At 56.7% G+C, this 26,250-nt stretch carries 25 protein-coding genes; 17 read left to right on the top strand and 8 right to left on the bottom strand.

The window, feature by feature from the left end; translation table 11 throughout:
* The first annotated feature begins 25 nt into the window (after positions 1-25).
* Both paaI and paaK read left to right on the top strand, forming a co-directional pair.
* Positions 26-478, top strand: coding sequence for a hydroxyphenylacetyl-CoA thioesterase PaaI (gene paaI, locus Q0802_RS07395; RefSeq protein WP_298915803.1), 453 nt, complete (start codon positions 26-28; stop codon positions 476-478).
* Positions 475-1,785, top strand: a complete 1,311-nt coding sequence (gene paaK / locus Q0802_RS07390; RefSeq protein WP_298915801.1) for a phenylacetate--CoA ligase PaaK — start codon at positions 475-477, stop codon at positions 1,783-1,785. Before paaI ends, paaK begins: the two co-directional genes overlap by 4 nt.
* A gap of 356 nt (positions 1,786-2,141) precedes the next feature.
* On the opposite strand, the gene Q0802_RS07385 is transcribed toward paaK, so the two are convergent.
* The gene (locus tag Q0802_RS07385) at positions 2,142-2,762 is read right to left on the bottom strand and encodes a TetR/AcrR family transcriptional regulator (protein WP_298915797.1); all 621 of its coding nucleotides are present in this window, start codon (positions 2,760-2,762) and stop codon (positions 2,142-2,144) included.
* A gap of 136 nt (positions 2,763-2,898) precedes the next feature.
* Between Q0802_RS07385 and mbfA the strand changes: the two genes are divergently transcribed.
* The 7 genes from mbfA (at position 2,899) to Q0802_RS07350 (ending at position 8,656) form a co-directional block, all read left to right on the top strand.
* Positions 2,899-3,873: an iron exporter MbfA gene (gene mbfA, locus Q0802_RS07380; RefSeq protein ID WP_298915794.1), complete on the top strand. Its 975-nt coding sequence runs from the start codon at positions 2,899-2,901 to the stop codon at positions 3,871-3,873.
* Between the two features lie 36 nt (positions 3,874-3,909).
* A complete protein-coding gene (locus tag Q0802_RS07375; RefSeq protein ID WP_298915791.1) occupies positions 3,910-4,839 on the top strand; it encodes an AEC family transporter in 930 nt (309 codons plus the stop codon).
* A gap of 67 nt (positions 4,840-4,906) precedes the next feature.
* Positions 4,907-5,737 carry an S-formylglutathione hydrolase gene (gene fghA / locus Q0802_RS07370; protein WP_298915789.1) on the top strand — a complete coding sequence of 277 codons (831 nt, stop codon included), beginning with the start codon at positions 4,907-4,909 and terminating at the stop codon, positions 5,735-5,737.
* On the top strand, positions 5,734-6,189 hold the full coding sequence (locus Q0802_RS07365; protein ID WP_298915786.1) for a YaiI/YqxD family protein: 456 nt from the start codon (positions 5,734-5,736) through the stop codon (positions 6,187-6,189). The genes fghA and Q0802_RS07365 overlap by 4 nt, the downstream gene beginning before the upstream one ends.
* Before the next feature lie 13 nt (positions 6,190-6,202).
* The gene (locus tag Q0802_RS07360) at positions 6,203-6,823 is read left to right on the top strand and encodes an HAD-IA family hydrolase (RefSeq protein ID WP_298915783.1); all 621 of its coding nucleotides are present in this window, start codon (positions 6,203-6,205) and stop codon (positions 6,821-6,823) included.
* Positions 6,820-7,731, top strand: coding sequence for an ornithine cyclodeaminase (locus Q0802_RS07355; RefSeq protein ID WP_298915781.1), 912 nt, complete (start codon positions 6,820-6,822; stop codon positions 7,729-7,731). Before Q0802_RS07360 ends, Q0802_RS07355 begins: the two co-directional genes overlap by 4 nt.
* Before the next feature lies 1 nt (position 7,732).
* Complete coding sequence (locus tag Q0802_RS07350) at positions 7,733-8,656, top strand: alpha/beta hydrolase (protein ID WP_298915778.1); 924 nt, start codon at positions 7,733-7,735, stop codon at positions 8,654-8,656.
* Here Q0802_RS07350 and Q0802_RS07345 read toward each other — a convergent pair.
* Entirely contained in the window at positions 8,653-9,894 is a 1,242-nt protein-coding gene (locus Q0802_RS07345; protein ID WP_298915775.1) for an MFS transporter, read from the bottom strand. The two genes, Q0802_RS07350 and Q0802_RS07345, sit on opposite strands and share 4 nt — an antisense overlap.
* Positions 9,895-10,027: 133 nt before the next feature.
* Here Q0802_RS07345 and zapE point away from each other — a divergent pair, with 133 nt between their 5' ends.
* Positions 10,028-11,086: a cell division protein ZapE gene (gene zapE / locus Q0802_RS07340; protein ID WP_298915773.1), complete on the top strand. Its 1,059-nt coding sequence runs from the start codon at positions 10,028-10,030 to the stop codon at positions 11,084-11,086.
* Here zapE and Q0802_RS07335 read toward each other — a convergent pair.
* From Q0802_RS07335 to Q0802_RS07315, 5 genes are all read right to left on the bottom strand, one after another.
* Positions 11,083-11,667 carry a hypothetical protein gene (locus Q0802_RS07335; RefSeq protein WP_298915771.1) on the bottom strand — a complete coding sequence of 195 codons (585 nt, stop codon included), beginning with the start codon at positions 11,665-11,667 and terminating at the stop codon, positions 11,083-11,085. The genes zapE and Q0802_RS07335 overlap by 4 nt on opposite strands.
* Positions 11,668-11,813: 146 nt before the next feature.
* A complete protein-coding gene (locus Q0802_RS07330) occupies positions 11,814-13,088 on the bottom strand; it encodes a folylpolyglutamate synthase/dihydrofolate synthase family protein (protein WP_298915768.1) in 1,275 nt (424 codons plus the stop codon).
* Positions 13,085-14,038, bottom strand: coding sequence for an acetyl-CoA carboxylase, carboxyltransferase subunit beta (gene accD, locus Q0802_RS07325; protein WP_298915763.1), 954 nt, complete (start codon positions 14,036-14,038; stop codon positions 13,085-13,087). Before accD ends, Q0802_RS07330 begins: the two co-directional genes overlap by 4 nt.
* A gap of 57 nt (positions 14,039-14,095) precedes the next feature.
* Positions 14,096-14,995: a CPBP family intramembrane glutamic endopeptidase gene (locus Q0802_RS07320; RefSeq protein WP_366523307.1), complete on the bottom strand. Its 900-nt coding sequence runs from the start codon at positions 14,993-14,995 to the stop codon at positions 14,096-14,098.
* Positions 14,996-15,007: 12 nt separating this feature from the next.
* On the bottom strand, positions 15,008-18,097 hold the full coding sequence (locus Q0802_RS07315; RefSeq protein WP_298915756.1) for an ABC transporter transmembrane domain-containing protein: 3,090 nt from the start codon (positions 18,095-18,097) through the stop codon (positions 15,008-15,010).
* Between the two features lie 205 nt (positions 18,098-18,302).
* On the opposite strand from Q0802_RS07315, the gene ilvD reads away from it, so the two are divergent.
* The 3 genes from ilvD (at position 18,303) to Q0802_RS07300 (ending at position 21,338) form a co-directional block, all read left to right on the top strand.
* A complete protein-coding gene (gene ilvD / locus Q0802_RS07310; RefSeq protein ID WP_298915753.1) occupies positions 18,303-20,036 on the top strand; it encodes a dihydroxy-acid dehydratase in 1,734 nt (577 codons plus the stop codon).
* Between the two features lie 145 nt (positions 20,037-20,181).
* Positions 20,182-20,955 carry a DUF6478 family protein gene (locus tag Q0802_RS07305; RefSeq protein ID WP_298915750.1) on the top strand — a complete coding sequence of 258 codons (774 nt, stop codon included), beginning with the start codon at positions 20,182-20,184 and terminating at the stop codon, positions 20,953-20,955.
* 11 nt (positions 20,956-20,966) lie between these two features.
* The gene (locus tag Q0802_RS07300; RefSeq protein WP_298915748.1) at positions 20,967-21,338 is read left to right on the top strand and encodes a hypothetical protein; all 372 of its coding nucleotides are present in this window, start codon (positions 20,967-20,969) and stop codon (positions 21,336-21,338) included.
* A gap of 64 nt (positions 21,339-21,402) precedes the next feature.
* On the opposite strand, the gene Q0802_RS07295 is transcribed toward Q0802_RS07300, so the two are convergent.
* Positions 21,403-22,152, bottom strand: a complete 750-nt coding sequence (locus Q0802_RS07295) for a GntR family transcriptional regulator (RefSeq protein WP_298916812.1) — start codon at positions 22,150-22,152, stop codon at positions 21,403-21,405.
* Positions 22,153-22,355: 203 nt separating this feature from the next.
* On the opposite strand from Q0802_RS07295, the gene Q0802_RS07290 reads away from it, so the two are divergent.
* From Q0802_RS07290 to Q0802_RS07275, 4 genes are all read left to right on the top strand, one after another.
* Entirely contained in the window at positions 22,356-23,534 is a 1,179-nt protein-coding gene (locus tag Q0802_RS07290; protein ID WP_298915745.1) for an ABC transporter substrate-binding protein, read from the top strand.
* Between the two features lie 82 nt (positions 23,535-23,616).
* Positions 23,617-24,486 (top strand): branched-chain amino acid ABC transporter permease, encoded by an 870-nt coding sequence (locus Q0802_RS07285; protein WP_298915743.1) that lies wholly within the window; start codon positions 23,617-23,619, stop codon positions 24,484-24,486.
* Between the two features lie 4 nt (positions 24,487-24,490).
* The gene (locus Q0802_RS07280) at positions 24,491-25,471 is read left to right on the top strand and encodes a branched-chain amino acid ABC transporter permease (RefSeq protein ID WP_298915741.1); all 981 of its coding nucleotides are present in this window, start codon (positions 24,491-24,493) and stop codon (positions 25,469-25,471) included.
* Positions 25,468-26,250 carry an ABC transporter ATP-binding protein gene (locus tag Q0802_RS07275; RefSeq protein WP_298915738.1) on the top strand — a complete coding sequence of 261 codons (783 nt, stop codon included), beginning with the start codon at positions 25,468-25,470 and terminating at the stop codon, positions 26,248-26,250. Before Q0802_RS07280 ends, Q0802_RS07275 begins: the two co-directional genes overlap by 4 nt.

The following is a 26,250-nucleotide window of genomic DNA, read 5'->3' as shown; positions in this document are numbered from 1 at the left end:
CCCACATGGAATTTCGGAAACATAAATGACAAATCAGGATTGGGCGCAGACCCGCGCTGAAAAATGTGCAGCCATAATGATGGAGAAAGATGCGGCAAGTCAGGCGCTTGGTATGAAAATTGACAGGATTGGGCCGGGACGTGCCACGCTTTCGTTCGATGTGCTGCCGCATATGATGAACGGGCACGAGATTTGCCATGGTGGCTATATTTTCACGTTAGCTGATTCCGCCTTTGCCTTTGCCTGCAACACCTACAATCAACTGACAGTCGCTCAGCAAAATCAGATCACCTATCTGATGCCGGGGCAGTTGGGTGACAGGTTATCGGCAGAGGCTGTTGAGACGGCCCGCACAGGAAGATCAGGCACCTACGATGTTCGCGTCACTAACGACAAGGGCGATCTTGTCGCACTGTTTCGCGGATTGTCGCGTACCATCAACGGACACCACTACGCAGAAGACGGAGACAAGGCATGAAGGATTTGACGCCGGATCGTGCGAGCCTCGACGCCATCGAAATCGCAAGTCGAGACGAAATTTCGAGTGTACAACTGGGTCGCCTGAAATGGAGCCTGCGCCACGCCTATGAAAACGTACCCTTCTACCGGCAGAGTTTTGATGCCGCCGGCCTGCATCCGGATGATCTCAAGGCGCTCGCTGATCTGGCGAAATTTCCATTCACGGTCAAAACCGATCTAAGGGCTAATTATCCGTTTGGGATGTTTGCCGTACCGCGCGATCAGATCGCCCGTATTCACGCGTCATCGGGGACAACCGGGCAACCGACGGTCGTTGGCTATACACAGAATGATCTGGAAAACTGGGGGGCCGTGGTTGCGCGATCTTTGCGCGCGGCGGGCCTCAGACCCGGGGATTTGTTGCACAATGCCTATGGTTACGGATTGTTCACCGGGGGTTTGGGCATTCATCTTGGTGCCGATGCTCTGGGTTTGACCACGGTTCCGATCTCCGGTGGGATGACGCCCCGGCAGGTGCGTCTTATTGAAGATTTTCAACCAACCGGGATCACCGTCACGCCGTCCTATGCCCTGTCGATCCTGGATGAGTACGCAGCGCAGGGTCTCGATCCGCGTGCATCGTCACTGCAGGTGGGTATCTTTGGCGCGGAGCCCTGGACCAACGCCATGCGTAACGAGATTGAGCAGGCTTTCGACATGCATGCCGTTGATATCTATGGGCTTTCCGAAGTCATGGGCCCCGGTGTTGCCAATGAATGTGTGGAGACCAAAGACGGTCTGCATATCTGGGAGGACCATTTCTATCCCGAAGTCATTGATCCGGAAACAGGCGAACTGGTTGCCGAAGGAGAGCAGGGAGAGCTGGTTTTCACGTCTCTGACGAAAGAGGCTTTCCCGATCATCAGGTACCGGACCCGCGATCTGACGCGGCTTTTGCCCGGAACGGCCAGATCGATGCGCCGCATGGAAAAAGTCACGGGTCGTTCCGACGATATGATCATTCTGCGGGGTGTGAATGTTTTCCCGACGCAGATCGAAGAAGCCTTGATGGCGACGTCCGGCCTCGCGCCACATTTCCAGATCGAATTGACGCGCCCCGCTCGCATGGATCAGATGCGTATTCTTTGTGAAGCCGCCGATGCCTCCATGGGCGCCGCAGATCGTGAAAGAAGCGCAAGCGCGCTGGCGGCCGCGATCAAGCAAACGGTTGGGATCAGCGTATCAATTGAGGTCGGAGATGTTGGCGCTGTCGAACGCTCCGCCGGAAAGGCAATTAGGATACGCGATCACCGGAACAAGAGCTAGGGAACGCCTGTTTGGGATCGTGTGGACTTGATTAGCTCGCCCTGCTGCACGCCGATGGCGCCCAGATTTGACGGATACCGGTGAATTGTGATGGATGTGCTGGATTCTGCTGGCTGGCGGCGTGCTGAGCATGGCCATTTCAGACGGTCGCACATTTTTGATCAGTTCAGATGCCCCACAGATCTGGCAGAGCGGCTGGAAGCAAATCACCGGCCAACTGATATACCGTCACCAGCGCAAATATTTGCGGCGCTCAGTGTGTATTCCGAATATGCGGGGGAGATGCACGGCACCTTGTATTCGATTTCGATCAAGTAGAACCACGAATGGGCTGTCTCCCCGGTTCTGGTGTTGCCCTAGCCAGCACCATATCGGGCCATGAAAGTTTTCACGGCACCGCGAACCACGCGTTCGATCTCTGCTTCGCTCACGGATTTGGTTACCCCGAAAATCAAACGCGGCCAGACATCCGCTTTGCAGAGCTCGCCAAATTGGTCGACGGCCAGGATGCGATCATCAATGCGCAATTCACCACGCGCTTCGGCCTGTTCGAAATAGGCAGCCATTTCGGCTCGCATGACCGCGGGTCCGGAGCTATAGAATTTCTGACCAAGTTCCGGGAAACGATCTGATTCCGCGACACAAATTCTGAAAATTTGCAGCCCGAATTTCGACGTGATGAACCGGAGGAAATGGCGACCTGTTTGCAACAGAACCTCACGAGGCTCTGCCGCCATATCGATGCTGTCCAAGGCATCGCGGGCCTGCCTCTGGCACTCGGTTGTTGCGACCTCCATAAAAAGCAGCCGTTTGTCCGGGAAATAACTGTAGAGCGTCGCCTTGGAGACACTTGCTACCCGGGCAATTTCGTCGACGCTAGCGCCTTCGAAACCATCCGCCATAAAAACCCGCCGAGCCCCCTCAAGCACCTGATCGAACTTGCGACCCTTTCGGATCATTTCTGCTGTGGCTGCCATGGAGTCTCCTGGTATTCGACCCCAGAATATAAACCGATCCGTTCAGTTCCAAGCAAATTCCAATGCCGGCCTCGGTAAACGCGATTGTCTCGGAGGATATTATAGATTAGAACCATTCTAAATATGGAAGGTGATCATGCGTTTTTCCTTTAACCGCAAACGGTTCCGAGATTTGAACGAGCAGGAAATACTGGCTCTGGCGATCTCTTCCGAAGAAGATGACGCGCGCATCTATCGTGGATATGCAGAACGATTGCGTGCCGATTTCCCGGATTCCGCGCATATCTTCGAAGGAATGGCGCTGGAGGAAGATCAACATCGACAGCGTTTAATTGATCTGCACAAGGAACGTTTCGGCGATACGATCCCCCTGATCCGGCGAGAACATGTTGCAGGTTACTATAATCGCCGCCCCGTCTGGTTGATTGAAAACCTTGGCCTTGAGCGCATGCGGGCCGAGGCCGAAGCGATGGAGCGCGAGGCGGAGAGATTTTATCTCAATGCCGCTGCTCATACGTCGGATGCAACAACGCGCAGGCTTTTGGGCGATCTTGCTGCCGCAGAAGCCGGCCATCAGATTGCTGCGGAAGATCTCGAAGCCAAGCACCTTGACGCAGACACACGACAGACCGAGGAGCAGGCAGCGCATCGCCAGTTCCTGCTGACCTGGGTGCAACCCGGTCTGGCGGGGCTCATGGATGGGTCCGTCTCAACGCTCGCCCCGATCTTTGCCACGGCTTTTGCCACGCAGGATACCTGGACAACCTTCCTCGTCGGGCTTGCCGCTTCCGTGGGCGCGGGCATTTCCATGGGATTCACGGAGGCTGCGTCGGATGATGGCCAGCTATCGGGCCGCGGATCACCAATCAAACGTGGCTTTGCCTCCGGCATCATGACAACGCTGGGTGGTCTGGGTCATGCCTTGCCCTATCTCATCACTGATTTCTGGACCGCGACAGTCATCGCCATTGCCGTGGTGTTTGTCGAACTTTGGGCGATTGCATGGATTCAAAACCGCTTCATGGACACGCCATTCTGGCGCGCGACCCTGCAGGTCGTAATGGGGGGAGCCTTGGTCTTTGCGGCGGGCGTGCTCATCGGCTCGGGGTGACTTGCGGGCACGTACACTTCACACTAACAACCTTTCATGATTGAGATTTTCCTGAAGACAGTCCCGTTTTTCGCCTTGATCGGTCTGGGGTACTGGGCGGGCTACACGCGGTTCTTCAGTGAAGAAGCCACGGCTTATCTCACCAAATTCGTCTTCTACTTTGCCCTGACCGCGATGCTGTTTCGGTTCTCCGCGAACCTGTCCTTGTCGGATGTCTGGGACGCCAATCTCGTGGCCGGATACCTGCTGGGCACGCTTGCCGTCTATCTGATCGCCACCCTGGTTGCCTATTTTCGAAAACTGGATGTGGCAACCGCCGCCGTGGAGGCGCAATGTGCCGCCATTGGCAATGTGGGCTTTCTGGGCGTGCCGATGCTGACCCTATTAATGGGGGCCGCTGCGATTGGACCGATCATGATGTCACTGGCCGTTGATCTGATCGTTTTTTCGAGCCTCATCGTCATCCTCATCACCGGGTCGCGCGACGGTCGGCTGAATTTGGGCATCTTTCGGACCGTCGGGCTGGGGTTGGTCAAAAACCCGATGATCGTCTCGATTGTCCTCGGGCTCGCATGGTCTTTTTCCGAATGGCCCATCCCTGCGCCCGCCAACGAATTTCTGGCCATCCTGGGCGGGGCGGCGACCCCGGGTGCGCTGTTTGCAATTGGCGCATCGCTTGCCAGCAAATCCGCTGAACGCATCCAGGTGGCCGCCTGGCTCACGGTCTGCAAACTGGGCCTGCATCCGCTTTTCGTGGCAATCGGTGTGCTCTATGTCTTCCCGGCGGATCCCTATTTTGCCGCCGTGATCATCGCCGCCGCTGCCCTGCCGGTGGCAGGCAATGTCTATATCCTCGCACAGCATTACGGTGTCGCACCGCATCGCGTCTCCGCCGCCATCCTGTTTTCCACAATCGTCAGTGTCGTGACCGTGAGTGGCATCATCGCCTGGGTGTCGCCGGTATGACCCGTAGCCCTTGCCGCAAGCGCCCCGGCAGGGTAGCCAACAGATAGTCGTCCTACAGGAGATTGATATGGAAACCATTTCGGAGAATGCGTGCTTTGGCGGAACGCAAGGCGTGTATTCACATGCGTCCCAAAGCTGTGCCTGCGACATGACCTTTGGCCTGTTCATGCCAGAAGACGCGCGGGATGGCCCCGTACCCTTGCTGTGGTATCTCTCGGGCCTGACCTGCACGCATGAAAACGCCATGACCAAAGCGGGTGCGCAGGCCTGGGCGGCCGAACACGGCATTGCGCTGGTCTTTCCGGACACATCCCCCAGAGGCGAAGGCGTGGCGGATGACGATGCCTATGATCTTGGGCAGGGGGCGGGGTTCTACGTGAACGCGACGCAAGCGCCCTGGGCCGCGCATTTCCGCATGTGGGACTATGTGACCGAAGAATTGCCCAAGCTGCTGGGCGAAAAATTTCCGCTGGACATGACGCGGCAGGGGATCACCGGGCATTCAATGGGCGGACACGGCGCGCTGACCATGGCCATGGCGCTGCCCGGACGCTTCCGGTCGGTTTCGGCCTTTGCGCCTATTTCCAATCCGACGGCAAGTGACTGGGGCCGCAAACAGCTTGGCGCCTACCTCGGCCCGGACGAAAGCACTTGGGTGGCACATGACGCGACTTTGCTGATGCAGGAGAAGGGTTTTGATGGACCCATCCTCATTGATACCGGTACCGATGATCAGTTCGTCAACCTGCTCAAGCCCGAAGCGCTGGCCCATGCCATCGCGACGCGCAGGCAACAGGCGACATTGCGCATGCAGCCGGGATACGATCACAGCTACTTCTTTGTTTCCACCTTCATGGAAGAACATGTCGCTTTCCACGCGGATGCGCTTTACGCATGACGCAGCTTTTCATTGATGCGGATGCCTGTCCGGTCAAAGCCGAAGCAGAGAAAGTTGCAACCCGCCACCGGGTAAAAATGTATGTGGTGTCCAATGGCGGATTGCGGCCATCGCAAAACCCGCTCGTCGATACCGTGATCGTGCCGGATGGGCCGGATGTTGCCGACATGTGGATCGCCGAGCGCTGCGGTGTGGGCGATGTTGTTGTCACGGGCGACATTCCGTTGGCCGCCAAATGCGTCGAGGCGGGCGCGCAGGTCCTCAAACACAATGGCGAAGCACTGACCGCCGCCAATATCGGCAATGTGCTGGCCACGCGCGACCTGATGGCCGATCTGCGGGCGGCTGATCCTTTCAGGCAAGGTGGCGGCAAAGGCTTTACAAAAGCAGACCGCTCCCGTTTTCTGGATGCATTGGAACGTGCCTTGCGCGCGGCAAAAACAACAAAATAAATTGGGGCGGATCATGCGGCCAAAAGCAGTGGTTTTTGACATTGGCAACGTGCTGATCGAATGGCAGCCGGAACGATTTTATGATGCGGTCATCGGGCAGGAACGTCGCCATGCGATGTTTGCAGAAGTCGATTTGCATGGCATGAATGAACTGGTGGATCTTGGCCATCCTTTCACCGAAACCATCTATGCGCAGGCGGAGGCGACGCCCGGCTGGCGTGAGGAAATACGCATGTGGCATGACCGCTGGATCGAAATGGCAACCCCGGTGATCGCACATTCGGTGCGCCTGATGAAAGCCTTGCAGGCCAAGCAGGTGCCGGTCTTCTCGCTGACCAACTTCGGGGTGGAGAGCTATGCCTATGCGGCGACGCATTACCCGTTTCTGAATGATTTCGACCGGGATTTCATTTCGGGTCACATGCGCATGACCAAACCGGACCCGAATATCTATGCTCAGGTCGAGGAAACATCTGGGCTCAGCGGAACTGACCTGATTTTTGCCGACGACCGCGCCGATAATATTGCCGCCGCGCAGGCGCATCGCTGGCAGACGCATCTGTTTGAAGGCCCGCAGGGATGGGCTGACAGGTTGGTCGCCGCCGGGTTGTTGACAGCCGAAGAAGCCCGATGACTGCGCCCGTGATCTCCTTTGAGGATGGCGACGCCTGTCTTGACTGGCTCGCCCTGACAGAGGCACTGGCGGCGGGCCATCTGATGCCCAAAGCGGAAATCGCAGATACGTTTTTGTACCGTGATCCGGACACGCTTCTGAACCGCGCTGCCTGGATTGACGGGTTGGGACTCGCCGTCAAATCCGCCACGGTTTTTCCGGGCAACAGGTCGCGGGGCGACGCGGCGATCAACGGTGGTGTCATGCTGTTTTCAGATCGCGACGGCACCTTGCAGGCCATCATCGACTTTCATCTGGTGACCAAATGGAAAACGGCGGGGGACAGTCTGCTAGCGGCGCGCAGGCTGGCCCGTCCAGACAGCAAAGACATTCTGATCGTTGGCGCAGGTACGCAAGGCCATGGTCTGCATGCTGCTTATCGGGCCGCGTTCCCCGACGCGCGGTTTTCGATCTGGAACCGTACAGGCGAAAAAGCCGGAGAAATGGCCGCCAAAATCCCCGGCCTCAAAGTGGTGACCGATCTGGCCGATGCTGTTGCGCAGGCCGACATCATCACCAGTGCAACCATGTCAACGGAGCCGCTGATCAAAGGCGCGTGGCTGCGACCGGGTCAGCATATTGACCTGATCGGTGCCTATCGTCCCGATATGCGCGAGGTCGATGACGACGTCATCACCCGCGCGCGCGTCTTTGTGGACAGCCTCGACACCACGGTCGGCCATATTGGAGAGATCAAGATACCTATCGAAACGGGTGTCATCACCCCTGATGACATTGTGGCCGATTACTATGCGCCTGAGCGTTTTAAACGGCAGTCCGATGAGGAGATCACGCTTTTCAAGAATGGCGGCGGTGCGCATCTGGATCTGATGACAAGCCGTTACATTCTGGACCAATGGGAGGCATGATGTGATCTGGGTGTACATGATCATTGCGGGCCTCATCGCGTCGCCCTTGATTGTGGAAGCCACGCGCAAACCGATGAACGATGCCGCCCGCGCCAATGCGCCCGGGGAATTTGCCACGCTGTCGCAAGGTGTGACCCACTACCAATGGTCCGGCCCTGCAGAGGGGCCCATTGCCCTGTGCATCCATGGTCTGACGACGCCAAGTTTCGTCTGGGGCGGGATCACCAAGGGGCTGGTTCTGATGGGCTACCGGGTGCTGACCTATGATCTCTACGGTCGCGGATTTTCCGACAGACCCAGCGGCAAACAGGATCGCGCGTTCTTCCTGCAACAGCTGGGCGATCTGCTGGAGGATCAGAGGGTTGAAGATAATATTACCGTAATTGGCTATTCGATGGGGGGCGCAATCGCTTCGATTTTTGCAGCAAGTCAACCGCACCGGATTTCGCGACTCATACTTCTGGCACCTGCCGGGATGAGCAATATTCGCAAAGGTCTGATTGGTTTTGCGGCGCGCACGCCGATCCTGGGGACCTGGTTGATGCTGGAGTTTTATCCGACGCTGCTCCGCAAGGGTCTGAAGGCGGAAAAAGATCAGCCCAGCAGTGTCGCGGGCATCAATGCGATGCAGGATGCTGAATTGAATTGGCGCGGCTTCGTGCCTTCGGTTCATGCCAGTCTGCGCGGCATGTTGGCCGAGGATCTGCAATCGGATCATCAAATCCTGCGCAACGAAAATGTGCCTGTCCTGGCAATCTGGGGGCGCGAGGATGATGTGATCCCACTGTCCTCCGCTGAAACCCTCGCGGGTTGGAACCCGGACGTTCAAAATCAGGTGATAGACGGGGCCGGCCATGGTCTTGCCTACTCCCACACCGTTGATGTGCTGGAACACATCAATGTCTTTGCTCATCAATCGGCTTAGGCGGTCTGCAAACCCTCCAGCCTGCGTTCACGAATGGGCAGGTGAATGATGGCGCTGAAGGCACCAACCGCAAGACCGATCCACCAGACCAGCGTGTAGTCGCCGTAGACATCATACATGCGCCCACCCAGCCAGACACCCATGAAGCTGCCAAGTTGGTGGCTCAGAAAGACGATGCCGTAGAGAGTCCCCATGTATCTAAGCCCGTAGATATGTGCGACGAGACCCGAGGTCAGCGGGATTGTCGCCAGCCACAGCATCCCCATGCCAATCGAGAACAGAATGACGCTGGTTGGCGTGATGGGCAGCATGATAAAGAGCGCCCCGATGATGGTGCGCCCTGTGTAGATGCCCGCCAGCAGATATTTTTTCGAATAGTATTTACCCGCCCATCCGGCCAGCAATGTGCCCGCGATATTGGCCAGACCGATCAGTGAAATTGCGACCGCGCCAAGAGCGGACGTCGTGCTGATCCCGAGGTTGTCCAGCATTCCGCCCGGCATGATCGGCCCGCACAGCTCGGTGATGAAGGCGGGCAGATGCGCCGTCATGAAGGCCACCTGATACCCGCAGGAGAAAAACCCCAGATAGATGAACGTGAAGGACGGATCGCGAAAGGCTTTGACCAGAATCTCGCGCAGGCTTTCTTCCAGCTCGGTCTTTGACGCCATTGCTGGCGCACGCATCATCGGCAAAGTGAGAAGCACAAGCAGGATGGCGGCTGCAAAAAGCAGGAAGGTTGATTGCCAGGTCATGAAACCCAGCATCCATTCTGCGAGTGGCGGGCCGAATATCTGCCCCCCGCTTCCGGCGGCCGACACGATGGCCAGCGACATGGAGCGGTTCTCGTTGGATGCCGCACGCCCGACAACCGCCAGTATCACGCCAAATCCGGTACCCGCGATACCAAAGCCCACAAGCCAAGCATAGAGCTGTTGTTCAGCGGGGGTCGTCGACTGCGCGGTCAGCAGCAGCCCAAGGGCATAGATAATCGCCCCCAGCACGATTGATTTGCGATCGCCGATTTTCTCGGCCAGCGCGCCAAAAAGCGGCTGCCCGATCCCCCAGGCGAGATTCTGGATGGCGATGGCCAGCGAGAATTCAGCGCGCAGCCATCCGAATTCTTCCGCGATGGGGATCTGGAACACGCCGAAGGTCGAGCGAATGGCAAAACTGATAATGATGATGACGCAGCCGACAACAAGGACCGGTGTGATCAGGGGGGCGCGGGTTTGCATGAAGAAGCCTCCGGTTGGGGCGATATTATCGCCGCCACCTTGAGGGTCAAATCAGCGTTTTTTGCAGTGTCATCACAGGACGTGATGCAAGTGCTGCCTTTTCTCCGCCACAAGCGCGCGGTATTGCTGAGGGATGAAGACGTTAGGCGCAATATACCAGGAACTGATCGATGCGGGGGCGCTACAGGCCGATGACGCGCAACTGACCGTCATGCCCGAATTTGAACGGATTCGGGAGGCGCTCAACACGCCGGTCAAAAAGGGATTGTTCCGGAAAGCGCCAGAACCGCCAAAGGGTCTCTATCTCTGGGGCGGGGTCGGACGTGGCAAATCCATGCTGATGGATATGTTTGTCGAGCATCTGGGCGACATCCCGGCGCGGCGCGTGCATTTTCACGCTTTCATGCAGGAAATTCATGCGGCCATGCATGAGGTTCGCAAATCCGGTGTGGAGGATGCCATTGCGCCGGTTGCGGCAGACGTAGCTGCTTCAGTTCGATTGCTGGCCTTTGACGAGATGCAGATCACTGACATCACGGATGCGATGATTGTGGGCAGGCTGTTCGAGGCCCTCTTCGCCGATGGGGTGGTGGTGGTGACCACGTCCAATCGTGTGCCTGATGCGCTCTACACGGACGGGCTGAACAGGGATCTGTTTTTGCCATTTATCGAGTTGATTAAAGAGAAGATGCACGTCGTTGAATTGGCGAGCCCAACGGATTACCGACAGGATAGGCTGGGCGGGCAACCTGTCTATTTCACACCAGTCAATGCTGTGGCCCGCGCCGCAATGGATAGCATGTGGAATGACCTTACCGGAGGGGTGGGTGAGCGGCTGATCCTGAAGGTCAAAGGCAGAGAGGTTGAATTGCCCGCGTTCAGAAATGGTGTTGCACGCGCGGGCTTTCATGACCTTTGCGGGAAACCTCTGGGGCCAGCGGATTTTCTGGCGCTTGCCGATGCTGTGAAGGTCCTGATGCTGGATAATATTCCCGCCCTGTCACGCAACAACTTCAACGAAGCCAAACGGTTCGTGACGCTGATTGACGCCTTGTATGAGGCCAAAGTGCGCCTGATCTGCTCTGCTGCCGCGAAACCAGAGATGCTTTATCTGGAAGGCGAAGGGACATTTGAATTCGAACGCACGGCCTCGCGCCTGCGCGAGATGCAATCGGAAGGCTGGGGTTTCTAGTTTTTTGCTTCAGCAAGAATCGCGGCCAGCAAGCGTGCCGTGTCGATCTCGCCAAAGGGTGTGGTCAGACCGATCGGAGAGGCAAATGCGCCCTGGCTCAGCGCCGAATTGAGGGTTGCGTTGACGTAAGCATCACTTTGACCTTCGGCCAATGTCTGTACCAGCAGATCATGCAGTACATCCCCAGGCGCGGTCTCATGATTGAACCGGGCCAAAGCACGCGATGTCAGATATGGCAGATTATGCTTCTGGGCGGTGCGATCGGTCAATCGGAGAGGTAGGCGCAGCTGATGGCTGACAGGCTCACCGGTCGATAGGGGCAACGCTGGGGTCAGTTCCAATAAGGACGGCGCGGAGCGGGACACTTCCTGCTGAGCGGCGGCATCCCCCTGCCGTACGGCTGCGGATTGGGTTTCGCTGCGATCGCCCCCGTGGAATGCCCAGATGACTGAAGCAGTGAGCAGACTCAATAACACCATAACCACCAAGGGCCAGCGCATCACACTTGGGGACGGTTGTGGCCGCATCACCATTCGCGTCAAATCAAGTTCGGAAGCGAACTCCCGATCTCGCGTTTTCATCTTATATCCCCCCGACAGACCTGATGCGCCTCATACATGAATGGCGTCAGCCCGCATTATCCGCCACAACATATAGATGCAGCGTTATCCACACGTCAATATCGCGCGAGGATAGCTAAATCTGGAGTTGATACGGCTTCAGGGGTTTAACCGTTTTCTCGCAATATCGCGCCAGCGAGATACAATGAGCCGCAAATCAGCACACGTGCCGAAGGGGCCGTTGAGATGATTTCGCTCAGCGCATCCTGTACGCTTTGAGCGGTGTGGCTGGAGATGCCGACCTCTTTTGCTGCTTGTGCCGTGGTTTCTGCCGGTAACGTATTGGCCTCGCCCGGGATCGACACGGCGATCAGCCCATCTGCAACCTTGGCTAACGGGCGCAGGTATCCGCCAATATCCTTGGTGTTCAACATCCCGCAAATGAGGACGGTGGGCCGATCCGGCAGGCTGTTCAGATGGCTTGCCAAGGCCTCGCCAGCGGCAGGATTATGACCACCGTCAAGCCAAATCTCGGCTTGAGAAGCGCCATCGACCAGCGGTCCCTTTGACAAACGCTGCATGCGTGCGGGCCAGTGTGCATTGCTGACCGCCGTTTCACAGGCTTCCGCGCCGATACCAAGTTGCCGCAACACCGCCAGTGCCGCGCCTGCGTTCATCAGTTGATGATCGCCGGGAAGGTTCGGGCGCGGTAAATCTAGCAGGCCCGTCTCGTCTTGGAAAATCATGCCGTCGCGCTCTGCCGCCACATGCCACTGTTGACCATAGGCGCAAAGAGGCGCACCGACACGGGTCGCAACCGTTTCAATCACTTCCAAACCCTCTTCTTCCTGACGGGCGACAACACAGGGCACATTGCGCTTGAGAATTCCGGCTTTCTCGGCGGCGATCTCCGCCAATGTATCGCCAAGGAATTGCTGGTGATCGACGGAGACGGGGGTAATCACCGTCATTTTCGGATTTGCAACGACGTTCGTCGCGTCCAGACGCCCGCCAAGACCAACTTCCAGCAGCGTGTAATCAGCCTTTGAGCGAGCGAATGCGAGAAGCGCAGCACAGGTGGTAATCTCGAAATAGGTGATGTTCTCGCCATTATTGGCTGCATAACACTCGTCTAGAACGGCCGCGAGATCCGGTTCCGAAATCAACTCCCCTGCGACCCGAATGCGTTCGTGGAACCGGGCCAGATGGGGGCTGGTATAGGCATGTACCTTGTGCCCCGCCGCTTCCAAGCCAGCTCTGATCATGGCCTGGGTCGATCCTTTGCCATTTGTCCCCGCAATATGGACCACAGGGGGCAGATCATCTTGCGGATTTCCCAAGGCGTCCAACAGCCGCCAGACACGATCCAATGTAAGATCGATGATCTTGGGGTGCAGGGCCATCATCCGATCCAGGATAACGTCCGATGTTGCCTGGCTCATTTCTTGGCAGTCTCAGAGGGTGCTTGCTCTTCCTCTTCGGACAAAGCGTGGGGAAGTTCCGCGCCCGGTTCAGGTGGGGGCAGGTCGCCCCGAACTGCCGGGGGCAGACCGAGCAGCATACGCGTGATGGAAATCAGCTCGTCACGCATCTGACCGCGTGGCGTCACCCGATCCAGCATCCCGTGATCCAGCAGATATTCGGCGCGCTGAAAACCCTCGGGCAGTTTTTCGCGGATGGTCTGTTCGATCACGCGGGGACCGGCAAAACAGATCAACGCATTGGGTTCGGCGATATGCACGTCACCCAACATCGCATAACTCGCCGTAACGCCGCCTGTCGTTGGATGGGTCAGTACAACAAGATAGGGCAGGCCAGCTTCCTTGAGCATTTCGACCGCAACGGTGGTGCGAGGCATCTGCATGAGGCTCAAAATACCCTCCTGCATCCGTGCGCCACCTGCGGCGGAAAAAAGGATCAGGGGCCGCTTCAGCCGAACCGCTTCCTGAGCAGCCGCGATGATGGCATTGCCCACATACATTCCCATGGAGCCTGCCATGAAAGAAAAATCCTGTGCGGCGGCCACAATGGGTGTGCGTCCGATCTCGCCGCTGGCCACCAGCATGGCCTCAGCTTCGCTGGTTTGTTTTTGCGCGGCCTTCAAGCGATCAGGATATCGTTTCTGATCGCGGAAATTGAGCGGGTCGGGCTTGGGCGCATCGACCTTCACCTCGGTGAAAATCCCGCCGTCAAACAACGCCGTAAACCGGTCCCGCGGGGTGATGTGCATGTGGTGATCACAGTTGGTGCAGACGTTCAGATTGTCCGACACTTCGCGATGAAACAGCATCGTCCCGCATTCGGGGCATTTGGTCCACAGGTTGTCCGGTGTTTCGCGGCGCGAGAAGATCGAATTGATCCGAGGCCGGACATAGTTGGTGATCCAGTTCATGGCGGTTCCTTTGGCGTCCCTTGGCTCCTAAATAGTCAGGTCACAGGGAAAGTGCAATCAGCGCCGGATGGCCAGGCGTGCGCCCAACCAGCTGACAATCATGAAGCCGAACTCGACCGGCAACCAGGCGCGCACGGTCTCGGTATCGTCAAGCGAGAAAGGGCTGAGGTAGAGCGAAAGCCCCGAAAGTTCATCGGGCAGCGAGACAATCAAGATGGCTGTCACGTTGTTGATGAAATGTACTGCGATGGCTGGCGCCAGTGTGCCCGCGCGTGCCGTTAAATCTGCCATCATGATGCCGAATATCATGGCCCAAAGCGCAATGGGCAAGGCATTTGGGCCGGCGGTGTCTGGCAGATAGTGGCCCAATCCGAACAAGCCTGCAGGCATTAGCATCCAGATGAGCGGTGAGTCAAATCGTGCGGCAAGCTGTTGCTGGATATATCCGCGAAACAGAATTTCCTCTGCGCTGACCTGAATGAACACTGCGACAAACGAAAAAGGCAACAAAACGGCCCAGAGGCTAAGGTTCATGTTGGGCACCAGTGGCGCTCCCAGATCCCACGGCGGCAACACCCAGATGGCAATGTTGATCAGGATTAGCAGGACCAGAACGGAGACCATCTGCTGTCGAAACAGTTGCCCGTCCCCCAAGGCAGCTGGCAAGCCCCGGTTGTGCACCACACGCAACGCGATGGCCACGCCCAGTATCATGAACCCAAAGCTCAGGAGTGTGAGGTACATCGCAATGGGCGTTGTCCCCGCGGCCAGCGAGCGTGCAAAGGCTTCTACGTTCTTGCCCTGCCAGGTGAAAAGCGTCCGGTACATGGTCTGATTGCAGATCAGATAGACACCCGATGCGAGGATCAGGCCCATGATCAGTCGCCATAGCTGCGCTTTCTCGCGCGCGGGGTCCACGAGACGTCTATGCGCGCGATAGTCGGTTCGCCTGAACATACTCATCAATCCTCAGGCGTCGGTTTTCTCGGTATCATCATCGTCTTGCGGGACGTCCAGACGCGCTTCCCGCAGCAATTCCGCAGCACCGGTCAGATGGCCAGCGACAGTGTGCAACAGGCTCATCAGGACGGTGGGGTCGGTTGCAATCACCGATTTGAATTCATCGGCTCCGATGCGCAGAAACTTGGTATCCTCTCGGGCAATCAGGTCCAGTTGACGGGGCTCGTTAAGAATGATGGCCAGATCGCCGATCAACCGTCCGGGTCCCACGGCTGTGACATCGTGCCATGTCTCGTCATCGTCGCGATAGCCCATCATGGCATTACCCGACAGGCACAGATAGGCAGCATCCGCCCGTTCTCCCATGGCAAAGATGCGTTTGCCTTTTCGGGCGGTATACCACTGGGCAGAGAAGGCAAGAAGGCGCTGATTGCGCGAGTCCAGATTGGAGAATAGATCGGTACGGGAAATCTCGCGTATCTTGCGGCGCAGGTCATCCGAACCGCTGTCTTCGGTGTCCTGCACGTCCGTCTGTTCAATCCCGTCTATGCGCCCGTTCCGGATTTCGACAAATACATCATAGGCCGTTGGATTCCTGAATGTGTCCTCCAGGAAAATCATGGTGGTATCGGGCAGAAGGTCCTGCAATTTCGCGCGCGTCCGAATGCGGCTGTCTGAATCGTGGCTGGCCAGAACAGTGTCGAGAATGAGAATATCGGGGCGTTTGATACCGGCACGGCTGAAGGCTGCGCGCTCCTGAAAGGCGCTGGCCAGATTGGAGCCGCCAAGGCCGGTTTTGATGCCCAGAATGGTTTCGGAAACCTGCCGTTTCAGACCGTGCGCCTGTAACACCTCGGCGACGAGATCCTCGACCAGTTCACCTTGAACACCGGCAATGCCGGACACCCTGCCGTAAAGCGCATTTTCCATCAATGTGAGGCGAGGCAGGTAGTTTTCAGGCGCGACAGGCACAAACATGCCACTCATCCTTTCGCGCATTTCGCCGCTCTTGGATTTCCTGATTTGAAGGATTTCCTCCTTGAAACTCTCTGGAAACCCCGGCCCGATCTGTTCCGCTGTAAAGGCAAAAGGGACGGTCAGAAGCAATGCAAACTCTTCTTCTGTCAGGGCCTGATCGCCCTTTTCCTGCCGACGTGTGGCAATGTCGACCATGCGCTCGTAAAGCTCGTCCTCGATGCCGAGCGCTGTAAACAGCGGGTGGCTGGTTCCGTCCATGCCAAAGGTCTGGTGCAGTGTTTCGATCAGCGTTTGTGAAATCGCAATCCCCTGCTCGGCGAGCCCAAGTTCGCTGATCAAGGCCAGAAAATCCTGCTCCGCTGCGAGACCGCGTTGAGAGATGTCGCGTTTGGGCGATGCGAACATCAGGTTACCGCCCAGGGGGATCGAGGGGTTGAACTCATCCGGGTGAAACCGGTTCACAACTCCGTCCAGCCCGCGCTCCACAAGCTTCTCGTGAACCTCTTCGCGTAGTCCCACGATGTCGCCCGCCAGTTGCGCATGCTGCTCCGGATCCATGCGGGACTTCAGCATCAGGCGAAACATCACCTCGTCCAGGCCCATGGCTTCCACCAGGCGGAACCACCACCCCCGGATTTCTTCGGTTGTGTTTAATCCGGCAAGACCCGGATCCACCCAATCCGCCTCAATACTGTCGAGGCTGTTGCCGGACTTTCTGGCCTCAATGGCTTTCTTGTCTTTCCCGTTGGGGTCCCAAAGTATGGTTTTCGGGCTTGATTTCAAAGGCATCAGAAGGTTGTCCCCGAGGGTCCCGTCAAAGAGATAGGGCCGCGAATGGGCATAGCCGATCCGCGCGGCGATGACGGCCTGATGCATGTCTTCCAGATCACGTCCGGCGATAGTGACGCTGCCGCGGGTGGGCAGCACCTCACGGGTCAGCACTTCGGCAAGGGCCGTACGTTCGATCTGACTGCTTGCTTGAATGGCGACGCGGGCGCCCGCGGGTATTTCTAGATTTATGTTCTCCAGAACGGCATTGCCATCGGAGTTGCGCACGGTGACATTCTGAATCGAAATTGCGCCATCGAGGCGGGGGATTTCTTCCGGTTCACCCTCAAAGAGTCTCTCATCAATCATATCTTTTGGGGCGAAACGTTCGATCACGATCTCCCAGCGCAAAGACATGTCCTGTACCTGATTGTAGTAGGTCAGCAACTCTTTCCACGGCGAGCTGAGGTCTTTGTAGGCCGCAAGTGCGGCCACCAGAGCTCCGACCGTGATCTCGCCCTGAATGGCCAGATACCCCCCGGCCGAGTAAAAGAAAAACGGCGTGAGCTGTGTAATGAAGTTGTTGAGAAACTTCATGAAGAATTTCTTCTGGTAAATTTGAAAGCGGATATCGAAGAGCCGCCCCAAACGGTCAGAGAACACGGCCAAACGGTACCGCAGACCCCCATTTGTGCGTAAATCGCCAATACCCGCTGCCGTTTCGCCAATTTCCGACGAGAATTGCCGTACTTCGACGATCCGTTTCTTGTTCAGCTGGTTGATCTGACGCTGCAGGATCGGGATGACGTAAGCCTGAAGCGGTATCAGGGCGATCCCGGCAAGGCCGAACCACACACTTTGAGCAAAGAGGAAGGCCACGATGATCAACATCTGACCTGCCTGAAACACCGGTTGCGCAACCGCATCCCCCATCAGCCCCCCCATGGGTTCTGCCTCAGACGTGACCATGGAAACCAGTTCACCCTGACTGGTGTTGCGGAAATAGATGCGCGGGAACCGCATCATCCGGTTGAGAAGCTGATATCTGAAGCGGCGAAGGAGCCTTTCGGCTAGCACACCTTTCATCGTGTTGAGGCGCATCTTGAGGACGCCATGCACCAGAACGGAACCCAAATAGAGGAAACAGAGCGCCATCAGGAATTGCGTCTGCGTCATGGTGAAATCAAACACCGTAATGCTGCTATCCTGAGCCCCAATGGCATCGTTGATGATCCGCTTGGGCAGCTCCAGCGTCGCGTAGAGGAAGGGAAAGGTGAATAGCGTAAAAAACAGCAAAAACAGCTGCTCGCGTTTCGAAAACTTCCAAATGAAGGCGAAAAGAGAAGATTCCATGAAACGGCTTTCGGTAATGGATTGGCCACGAACCATTGTGTCAAACAAGCGCACAGATGCGGGTGTCTGGTCAACTTAGGATCGCGGTTTTGGCAATACAAGCGCACAAATGGTCAGGCCATGTGCAGATCTGAACGCTTGGTCCTTGCAGGCTGGAGGGGGACTGGCTATGCCGTATCGGACGATTTTTTGAGGGGGGATGCCCGTGACCAGCCAGCGTTTTGATAAATCCAGACTGCCCAGTCGCCACGTAACAGAAGGCCCGGCGCGCGCGCCGCACCGGTCTTATTATTATGCGATGGGCATGACGGATGAAGAAATTCACCAACCGCTGGTGGGCGTGGCGACCTGTTGGAACGAGGCCGCGCCGTGCAACATCGCGCTCAACCGTCAGGCCCAGGCGGTGAAGATGGGTGTGAAGCGCGAAAGCGGCACGCCGCGCGAGTTCACCACAATCACCGTGACTGATGGTATCGCCATGGGCCATGAAGGGATGCGGTCATCGCTGGCGTCGCGCGAGGCCATTGCCGATACGGTCGAATTGACCATGCGCGGCCATTGCTATGACGCCATCGTGGGGCTCGCGGGCTGCGACAAATCCCTGCCCGGCATGATGATGGCGATGATCCGTCTGAATGTGCCTTCCGTTTTCCTTTACGGCGGGTCGATCCTGCCCGGTCGGCTCAACGGCAAGGACGTGACCGTTCAGGACGTGTTTGAGGCCGTGGGTCAGCATCAGGCGGGCAATCTGAGCACCTGCGATCTGGAAAAACTCGAAGCCGTCGCCTGCCCTTCTGCCGGTGCCTGTGGTGGTCAGTTCACGGCCAACACAATGGCCTGTGTGTCCGAGGCGATTGGTCTGGCGCTGCCCAATTCCGCCGGTGCGCCTGCGCCCTACGAAAGCCGCGACGCCTATGCCGAAGCCTCCGGCGCGGCGGTCATGAACCTGATCGAGAAAAACATTCGCGCGCGCGATATCGTGACCCGCAAGTCGCTGGAAAACGCGGCTCGGATCGTCGCCTGCACAGGTGGTTCCACGAATGCGGGTCTGCACCTGCCCGCAATGGCGCATGAAGCGGGCATTGATTTCTTCCTCGAAGATGTCTGTGAGATTTTCCGCGACACGCCTTATTTCGTCGATCTCAAACCCGGCGGGGCCTATGTTGCCAAGGATCTCTATGAGGCAGGCGGCGTGCCTGTCGTGATGAAAGAGTTGCGCAAGGCGGGTCTTATCCACGAGGATTGCATGACAGCCACCGGCTATTCCATCGGCGAGGAGCTCGACAAAGTCTCTCTCGAAGCAGATGGTCGGGTGGTCTACCCGGTGGAAACACCGCTCAGCAAAACCGGCGGTGTCGTGGGGCTCAAGGGAAATCTCGCCCCGGAAGGCGCAATTGTGAAAATTGCCGGGATGGAACCGCAGCATCAGCTTTTCACCGGCCCTGCCCGTGTTTTTGAATGCGAACAGGACGCCTTCGAGGCCGTCCAGAACCGCACCTACGAAGAAGGCGACGTCTTCGTCATCCGTAACGAAGGGCCCGCCGGTGGGCCGGGCATGCGCGAAATGCTGGCGACAACGGCGGCACTTTCCGGGCAGGGCATGGGCAAGAAGGTCGCGCTGATCACGGACGGACGGTTCTCCGGGGCGACGCGCGGCTTCTGTGTGGGTCACGTCGGACCCGAGGCCGCCCATGGGGGGCCGATTGCCTTGCTCAAGGACGGCGATCTGATCACCCTCAATGCCATTGAAGGCACCATTTCTGTAGATGTCTCGGATGATGAAATGGCCGAGCGCAAGGCGGCCTGGGCCGGCCCGCGCCCAACGATCTACGGTGCAGGCGCACTTTGGAAATATGCAAAGCTTGTCGGTCCAACCTATCTTGGTGCTGTGACCCACCCTGGCGGCAAGGAAGAGGGCCACGACTATATGGAGCTGTAAGTGCCATTGCCTCTGGGCGTGTTCGACGCGCGCAGGGGCAACAATTTCACTATTTCCGGCAGATTGTCTCAAATTCATGGTTTATAAACCGGAAACTCTTTCGTTAGATAAGGAAGAGCGCAGGATTTGAGGCACACGAAAACCGATGGGTAAGGGCGGCGACACCTTCTGGGATACGGCGATATACCGGCGCGCATTGCAGCGCTGGGCGCTTTCGGCACGAGAGGCCAGTACCGCCAAAATTTCCGTCCTGCGCAAACAGCGTACACGCGCAAGATTGCTGCGGGCCCATCTGGACAGGCTTATTCACGTGGCCGACGAACGATTGGCACTTCCGATTGTCGGATCCAGCAGCTTTCCCAGGCCGCATAACGCCGATTGGGCCTGGCGCCCGGAGCTATGGCGCGGTCCCTTGGCCACCCCGGGTATTTCATCGGTACAGAACAAATCCATGCTCGGCGATGAGGTAACACTGTTTCATGATTGCGATCACTCGGAACTGACGCTCCGGCAGGTTCGCAACACGCGGCAGGAAGATCTCGCACCTTACGGCTTGCGCGTCGATGTATTTCGCTTTGACGGGTCTTTCCTGTCTGTGGTCGTCGATTTGCCGGAGGCAGCAACAGGTGGTTTGAAACGCACTCATATTCTGCGCGTGGAAAGCATTGTGGAGATGGAGAAGCCAATCGAGATATTTGTCCGGCTCAATATCCGGCACGGGCCGAACACCGAGCAAATCGTGCGGGAGTTGTCGGTGGCGGGCAAGGAGGTCGAGGTGGAATTTGATCTCGCTTATTCAAGCCTGAACGAAAAACGTATCGAAAAGGCCTGGATCGATTTCATTTTCGAAGGCCCCGAGATGAACATGGTCACATTGCGTGACCTGACTTTTTCACGCCGCGCCCGCGCGCAGATCTAGGAAGGTCGGGTATGAACCAGTTGGTCGTGACAAAATCGAAGATGCAGGGTGGCATTTGGGAGGGGCTGGTCACAGGAGCGGGTGATACCAAACCCAAACTGAGTGTGACGCACCTTGAAAATCCCTTGGAGGACGTCACGCTGACAGAGGCCCGGGAGGCAGGTGGATGGCTGCTGCAGATCCCGGTACCGTCGGAGGCGATTGCCGATGGGGTTCAGACGATCCTTATTACGGATGTGGAAACAGGCGCGCAGCTTGACAGCTTCACGTTGATAGCGGGCGAGGCATTGGGAGATGATCTGCGTGCGGAGGTGGACCTACTGCGGGCAGAGCTGGACATGCTGAAACGGGCGTTTCGCAGGCATTGCGTCGAAACCACCTAACCCATAAATTTGATCAGGTTTGACCGTTTGGCTTGGTTCTTCAGTGCGCGCCGCAAGATCAATCTCAATCCGGCCCCAGGATACTCGCCAGATCATCGGGAGGCTGCTTTCGCGCATCCATATCCAGCCCGCTCTGGATATGATTCAAATGCGCGATGAGCAGCTTCTCCGCCCGCCGTGCATCTCCTGCATGGATGGCATTCAGGATTTTGGTATGCTCGTCATCGGGGCAGCTTGCCGTATCCGACGATCCAAACAGACCAACGATCAGCGAGGTGCGGGTGACGAGTTCGCGCATCATCCGGGAAATGACGCTGTTGCCGCCAGCTTGCGCCAGCTTGACGTGAAACTCGCCAGACAAACGGATCATCTCCGTGCGTTCATGCCGCGCGCGGGCCGCATCTTCCAGCGCGATATGGTCCGAGAGTATCCTCAGGCTAGTGCCATCTGATTTCTGTGCCAGTTGTTTCACCAGTGGCGGTTCGATCAGCATGCGGGCGTCAAATACATCCCGGGCTTCGGATTTATCGGGGCAGGCGACATAGGCGCCACGGTTCGACTGAAGATCTATGATTCCCTGGCTCGACAACAGCAAAAGTGCGCGCCGAACGCGCATTCGGCCGACCCCAAAAGTCTCGCACAGCCGGGCCTCACTCAGTTTTGTGTTTGGAGCAAGGCGCTGCTCCATCACTGCCCGATAGATTCGGTCCACAATCGTCTTTTCTGTCGGGTCAGCCGAATTTTCGTTTTCACTGTAAGCTTTTACTTGAGTTTCGCCGTTCACATCCGAACCTTTCAAAACCGCCCTTTTCATAATCATATAGCGCTCGAAACTGCTCAAACTGCAAGCAATGATGCGGGTATTTCAAGATTTTTGTTATCAAGAGTTGATTAATATGTTGACATAAATTGTTAACAATCGTGAACTGATGGTGCGGCAACCAGAGGATTTCCATCGAACTGCCGGCCAAGAAAGGCGCGTTGAGCGTCAAATTGAAATTCAACGGGAGTTTAGAAATGCAAAGACGAACGCTTTTGAAAACGGCAGTGATTGTCACTGCGCTTCAGGCCACGATGGCGCTTGCGGAAAACCCAGTTCTGAAGATCGGATTTGTCGGCGTGACCAGCGGGCCTGCCGCGGCTTGGGGAATCTCCAACCAGCGCTCCATGGAAGCTCGGGCGGCATGGATCAATGAAACCGGCGGATATACCATCGGTGAGACAACCTATGACATCGAGATCGTTTCCTTCGATGATCAGAAAGACCCGAAGCGTGCGATTGCGGGTATGGAAAAAATGGCACAGGAAGGTATCCACTATGTCGTGGGGCCCAACGTGGATGACGGGGCCGCCGCCGTTCGTCCGGTCGCTGAGGCCAATGGCATCATGTATTTCCCTTACGCTTTCCCCAAATCGCTCTACCAGGCTCCCGCGTCAAACGCAGTTTTGGGCATGGTGGCCAACTATCAGTCTGGACCAGCGATCTACAAATATCTGATGGAAAACGAGGGCGTCAAAACTGTCGCCTTTATTGCGGCCAATGAATCTGATCCGCTCAGCCAGCGGGATGGCGGGGTTGCCGCAGCCAAGGAATTGGGCTTGGAAGTGGTCTCCGACAATGTCACATATCAGGTCGATACGACAGATTTCACGCCGGTACTGACCCCTGTCATGCGTTCGCGCCCTGATTTGCTGGTTCTTTCGGGGGTGTCCCCGGCAAATGCGCCACAGTTGATCCGTTCCGCACGTGAATTGGGTTTCGAAGGTTTGATCTCGACTGAAACGGCGCAGGATGCCGGTGTTTTGGCTGAAGGTGCCGGCGATCTGGCGAATGGTTTCATTTCTGTCGGCGGCGCCTCCACACCGGAATTGGCATCGCCCATGATGAACGAGTTTGTCGACCGCTATAAAAAGATGTTCGGTGAGTACAACGACGAGTCCAATACAAAAGTCTACGCACTGGAGTACATTTTGGAGACCCTTAAGGCAGAACCCTCGGCGATCAAGGATGTGGATGTCTTTCAGGCCAGCATGGACACCTTCGAGGCACCAAACCCTTACATGAATGGTGATGCGAAGCTCCGCTACGTCGGCATGTCATCCTTCGGTCAGCGCCGTCAGGTTGCCGTACCTCTGGTGGTGAATGTCTATCAGGATGGCGTGTTCGAAACACTCTTCGTCGCCGAAGTTGACTAAAACCAACGGGTTGTCCTGCATGGTCAGGGCAACTTCCCCGGGCCCCGCAGGTCTGGGATTTTCTTCCTGAAGGAATAAACCAATGGAACAGATATTGGCCAATGGCGTCTATCTGGGGTCTCAATACGCGATGATCGCGCTTGGATTGACCCTGATTTTTGCCCTGATGAATGTCCTGAATTTTGCACATGGTCAGATGTATGTGATCGGGGGCTTCGTCACCTACACGTTCTATGGTCAATTAGGGGTGCCGTTCGTTCTGGCTCTGATCATTTCATGTCTTACGCTCGCTGTTCTGGGCGCGCTGATTGAGAAGTTTCTCTTTGCGCCGGTGATCAAGGGATCTGCCCGTGAAGAGAGCACCATGCTTCTGGCTGCGGGTATCGCGTTCCTTCTGGATGCGCTTATCCTATTGATTTTCGGTGAGAAACAACGCGGTGTCCCCAAGATCGTCAATGGCGTATTCAACTATGATTTCAGGCTGATCATGCCATATGACCGTATCGTGATCTGTGTTTTGGCGATCCTGTCGATCATCGCCTTTATCTGCCTCATGCAATATTCCAAAACCGGCCGGGCCCTGCGCGCGCTGGCGCAAGACCGGACAGCAGCGCAGCTGATGGGGGTGAATGTTGATCGCTACTCCATGATCGGATTTGCGCTCGGTGCAATGCTTGCGGGTCTTGTAGGTGGGCTGCTCGTCACGATTACCGGCGTCAACCTCGGGATGGGCGGGCCAACCTCGATCAAAGCTTTCATGATGGTAATGATCGGTGGCGCTGGCGTGATTTCCGGCGCGATCTGGGGCGGAATCATCCTGGGTTTCATGGAAGCGATCGGGCTGGCGGTCCTCTCTCAATACGGCGATATCACCTACCTGCTGATCTTCGTCTCACTGATGATTTTTCTTGCGATCAGACCTCAGGGTCTGATGGGCAAGCCTTGGGGCTGATGTCATGAAAAACCTCACATCAAAACAATTGGTCGGGGTAGGATTGTTCCTCTTCGCCGTGTTCGTCGCGGTCCCAGTGCTTATTCGTATAACCGGCCGGTGGGATTTCTACTTTACCCTGACATCCGTGGCGCTTCTTGCAATCGCAAGTGCCGGCGTCTGGCTGACTTTCTATATCGGCCGCATCAACATCGGTCAGGGCGCATTCGCTCTGATCGGAGCCTATGTCTCCGCCATTTTGGTGGTAAAGGGCGGCGTCTCATTCTGGATCTCACTTCCGGCGGCTGGTCTCTTTGCCGCACTTGTGGCCATCCTGATAGGGTTACCGATCCTGCGCCTGCGGGGCGTCTATTTCGCGATGATAACACTGGTGTTGACGCAAGTGGTCACGCTTACAGCGCTTGCCTTGCCCATTACAAATGGCGCAAAGGGCATCTCTTCAATCCCGCTACCTTCTGGAATTTCGATTTTCGGCGTCCCGATCATCCCCGATTTCGCGGCGATGGAGAACACCAAGCTGGCCTTCTACTATGCCGCCTGCATTCTGATGATCCTGACTTATGCTGCTCTTTATCGGCTGGTGAATTCGCGGCTGGGTCATCTCTGCCGGTCGATGCAGCAGAACGAGGAACTGGCAAGTTCCATCGGCGTGAACATCAGCTACATTCGTATTGTCATCTTCGCGATCTCCTCCTTTTTTGGTGGGATCGGCGGGGCGATGTTCGGGTCAATCGCGCAGTCGGTTTATCCCTCCAGCTTCCAGGTCGCTGATTCCGTCAATTTCATGCTGAACTGCTTTCTGGGCGGGCTTGGCTACGTCTTCGGGCCGATGCTGGGCACTTTGGTGCTCTATTTTGGATGGGATTTGCTCTTTGAACTCGGCAAATACCAGCTGCTTGTCTACTCGCTCATTCTGATCGCGGTCATTCGTTTCCTGCCCAATGGATTGCTGAGCCTGAGATTGGGCAAGGGAGGGCCAAAATGACCCCCCTTCTCCAGATCAGGAATGTCACCAAGAAATACGGTGGTCTGACCGCGAACAATGACATCAGTTTCGACGTGTCGGAAAATGAAATACTCTCGGTGATCGGTCCCAACGGGGCTGGAAAATCGACCTTGTTCAAGATGATTTCCTCTTTTGTACCAACCACTTCGGGTGAGGTCCTCTTTGGCGGAGAGAGGATATCCAATCTCAAACCGCATGTCGTGGCGCGCAAAGGCGTTGTCCGGACATTTCAGGAAACAACGATCTTCAAAAGCATGACCGTGCGCGAAAGCGTGATTGTTGCTCAGCATTTACGTGCGAAGGCTTCGCTTGGCGGTTACTTCTGGGGGTCGAAAGCAGCAAAAGACGATGTTGTATCCTTTGGAAAATATGCCGATGAGCTGCTGGAGTTCCTCGGCATGTCGGAGATCAGTGACGAGCTGGCAAGTAATCTCCCGCAGGGCAATCTGCGGGCGCTTGGCGTTGCGATTGGCCTTGCGACCGGGCCCAAGGTTCTGCTGCTGGACGAACCTTTTGCGGGCATGAACCATGATGAAACCATGCGTATGGTTGAGCTGGTCCGCTCGGTCCGCGATGCGCGCGGTGTCACGGTTTTGCTGGTGGAGCACGACATGCCGGCGGTCATGACCATATCCGACCGGATTGTGGTGTTGAACTTTGGCGAAAAGATTGCCGAAGGAACGCCGTCGGAAATCCAGAACAATGAAAAAGTCATTGAGGCCTACCTTGGTAGTGCCGATGACGAGATCGGGATGTAG

The sequence above is a fragment of the uncultured Roseobacter sp. genome (assembly GCF_947495275.1).
Lineage (GTDB): Bacteria > Pseudomonadota > Alphaproteobacteria > Rhodobacterales > Rhodobacteraceae > Roseobacter.
Note: the sequence above shows the minus strand (reverse complement) of the source record. Positions and strands in the feature narration are given on the sequence as shown.

Excerpts from the sequence above, each read along its gene's own strand:
- Q0802_RS07290 (WP_298915745.1), top strand. The coding sequence starts at position 22,356 with ATGCAAAGACGAACGCTTTTGAAAACGGCAGTGATTGTCACTGCGCTT.
- Q0802_RS07330 (WP_298915768.1), bottom strand. The coding sequence starts at position 13,088 with ATGAGCCAGGCAACATCGGACGTTATCCTGGATCGGATGATGGCCCTG.
- Q0802_RS07345 (WP_298915775.1), bottom strand. The coding sequence starts at position 9,894 with ATGCAAACCCGCGCCCCCCTGATCACACCGGTCCTTGTTGTCGGCTGC.
- Q0802_RS07360 (WP_298915783.1), top strand. The coding sequence starts at position 6,203 with ATGCGGCCAAAAGCAGTGGTTTTTGACATTGGCAACGTGCTGATCGAA.
- Q0802_RS07285 (WP_298915743.1), top strand. The coding sequence starts at position 23,617 with ATGGAACAGATATTGGCCAATGGCGTCTATCTGGGGTCTCAATACGCG.
- Q0802_RS07320 (WP_366523307.1), bottom strand. The coding sequence starts at position 14,995 with ATGTTCAGGCGAACCGACTATCGCGCGCATAGACGTCTCGTGGACCCC.
- Q0802_RS07355 (WP_298915781.1), top strand. The coding sequence starts at position 6,820 with ATGACTGCGCCCGTGATCTCCTTTGAGGATGGCGACGCCTGTCTTGAC.
- Q0802_RS07275 (WP_298915738.1), top strand. The coding sequence starts at position 25,468 with ATGACCCCCCTTCTCCAGATCAGGAATGTCACCAAGAAATACGGTGGT.
- Q0802_RS07385 (WP_298915797.1), bottom strand. The coding sequence starts at position 2,762 with ATGGCAGCCACAGCAGAAATGATCCGAAAGGGTCGCAAGTTCGATCAG.
- zapE (WP_298915773.1), top strand. The coding sequence starts at position 10,028 with ATGAAGACGTTAGGCGCAATATACCAGGAACTGATCGATGCGGGGGCG.
- paaK (WP_298915801.1), top strand. The coding sequence starts at position 475 with ATGAAGGATTTGACGCCGGATCGTGCGAGCCTCGACGCCATCGAAATC.
- Q0802_RS07375 (WP_298915791.1), top strand. The coding sequence starts at position 3,910 with ATGATTGAGATTTTCCTGAAGACAGTCCCGTTTTTCGCCTTGATCGGT.
- Q0802_RS07315 (WP_298915756.1), bottom strand. The coding sequence starts at position 18,097 with ATGGAATCTTCTCTTTTCGCCTTCATTTGGAAGTTTTCGAAACGCGAG.
- Q0802_RS07335 (WP_298915771.1), bottom strand. The coding sequence starts at position 11,667 with ATGAAAACGCGAGATCGGGAGTTCGCTTCCGAACTTGATTTGACGCGA.
- paaI (WP_298915803.1), top strand. The coding sequence starts at position 26 with ATGACAAATCAGGATTGGGCGCAGACCCGCGCTGAAAAATGTGCAGCC.
- mbfA (WP_298915794.1), top strand. The coding sequence starts at position 2,899 with ATGCGTTTTTCCTTTAACCGCAAACGGTTCCGAGATTTGAACGAGCAG.
- Q0802_RS07365 (WP_298915786.1), top strand. The coding sequence starts at position 5,734 with ATGACGCAGCTTTTCATTGATGCGGATGCCTGTCCGGTCAAAGCCGAA.
- Q0802_RS07300 (WP_298915748.1), top strand. The coding sequence starts at position 20,967 with ATGAACCAGTTGGTCGTGACAAAATCGAAGATGCAGGGTGGCATTTGG.
- fghA (WP_298915789.1), top strand. The coding sequence starts at position 4,907 with ATGGAAACCATTTCGGAGAATGCGTGCTTTGGCGGAACGCAAGGCGTG.
- accD (WP_298915763.1), bottom strand. The coding sequence starts at position 14,038 with ATGAACTGGATCACCAACTATGTCCGGCCTCGGATCAATTCGATCTTC.
- Q0802_RS07280 (WP_298915741.1), top strand. The coding sequence starts at position 24,491 with ATGAAAAACCTCACATCAAAACAATTGGTCGGGGTAGGATTGTTCCTC.
- Q0802_RS07305 (WP_298915750.1), top strand. The coding sequence starts at position 20,182 with ATGGGTAAGGGCGGCGACACCTTCTGGGATACGGCGATATACCGGCGC.
- Q0802_RS07295 (WP_298916812.1), bottom strand. The coding sequence starts at position 22,152 with ATGAAAAGGGCGGTTTTGAAAGGTTCGGATGTGAACGGCGAAACTCAA.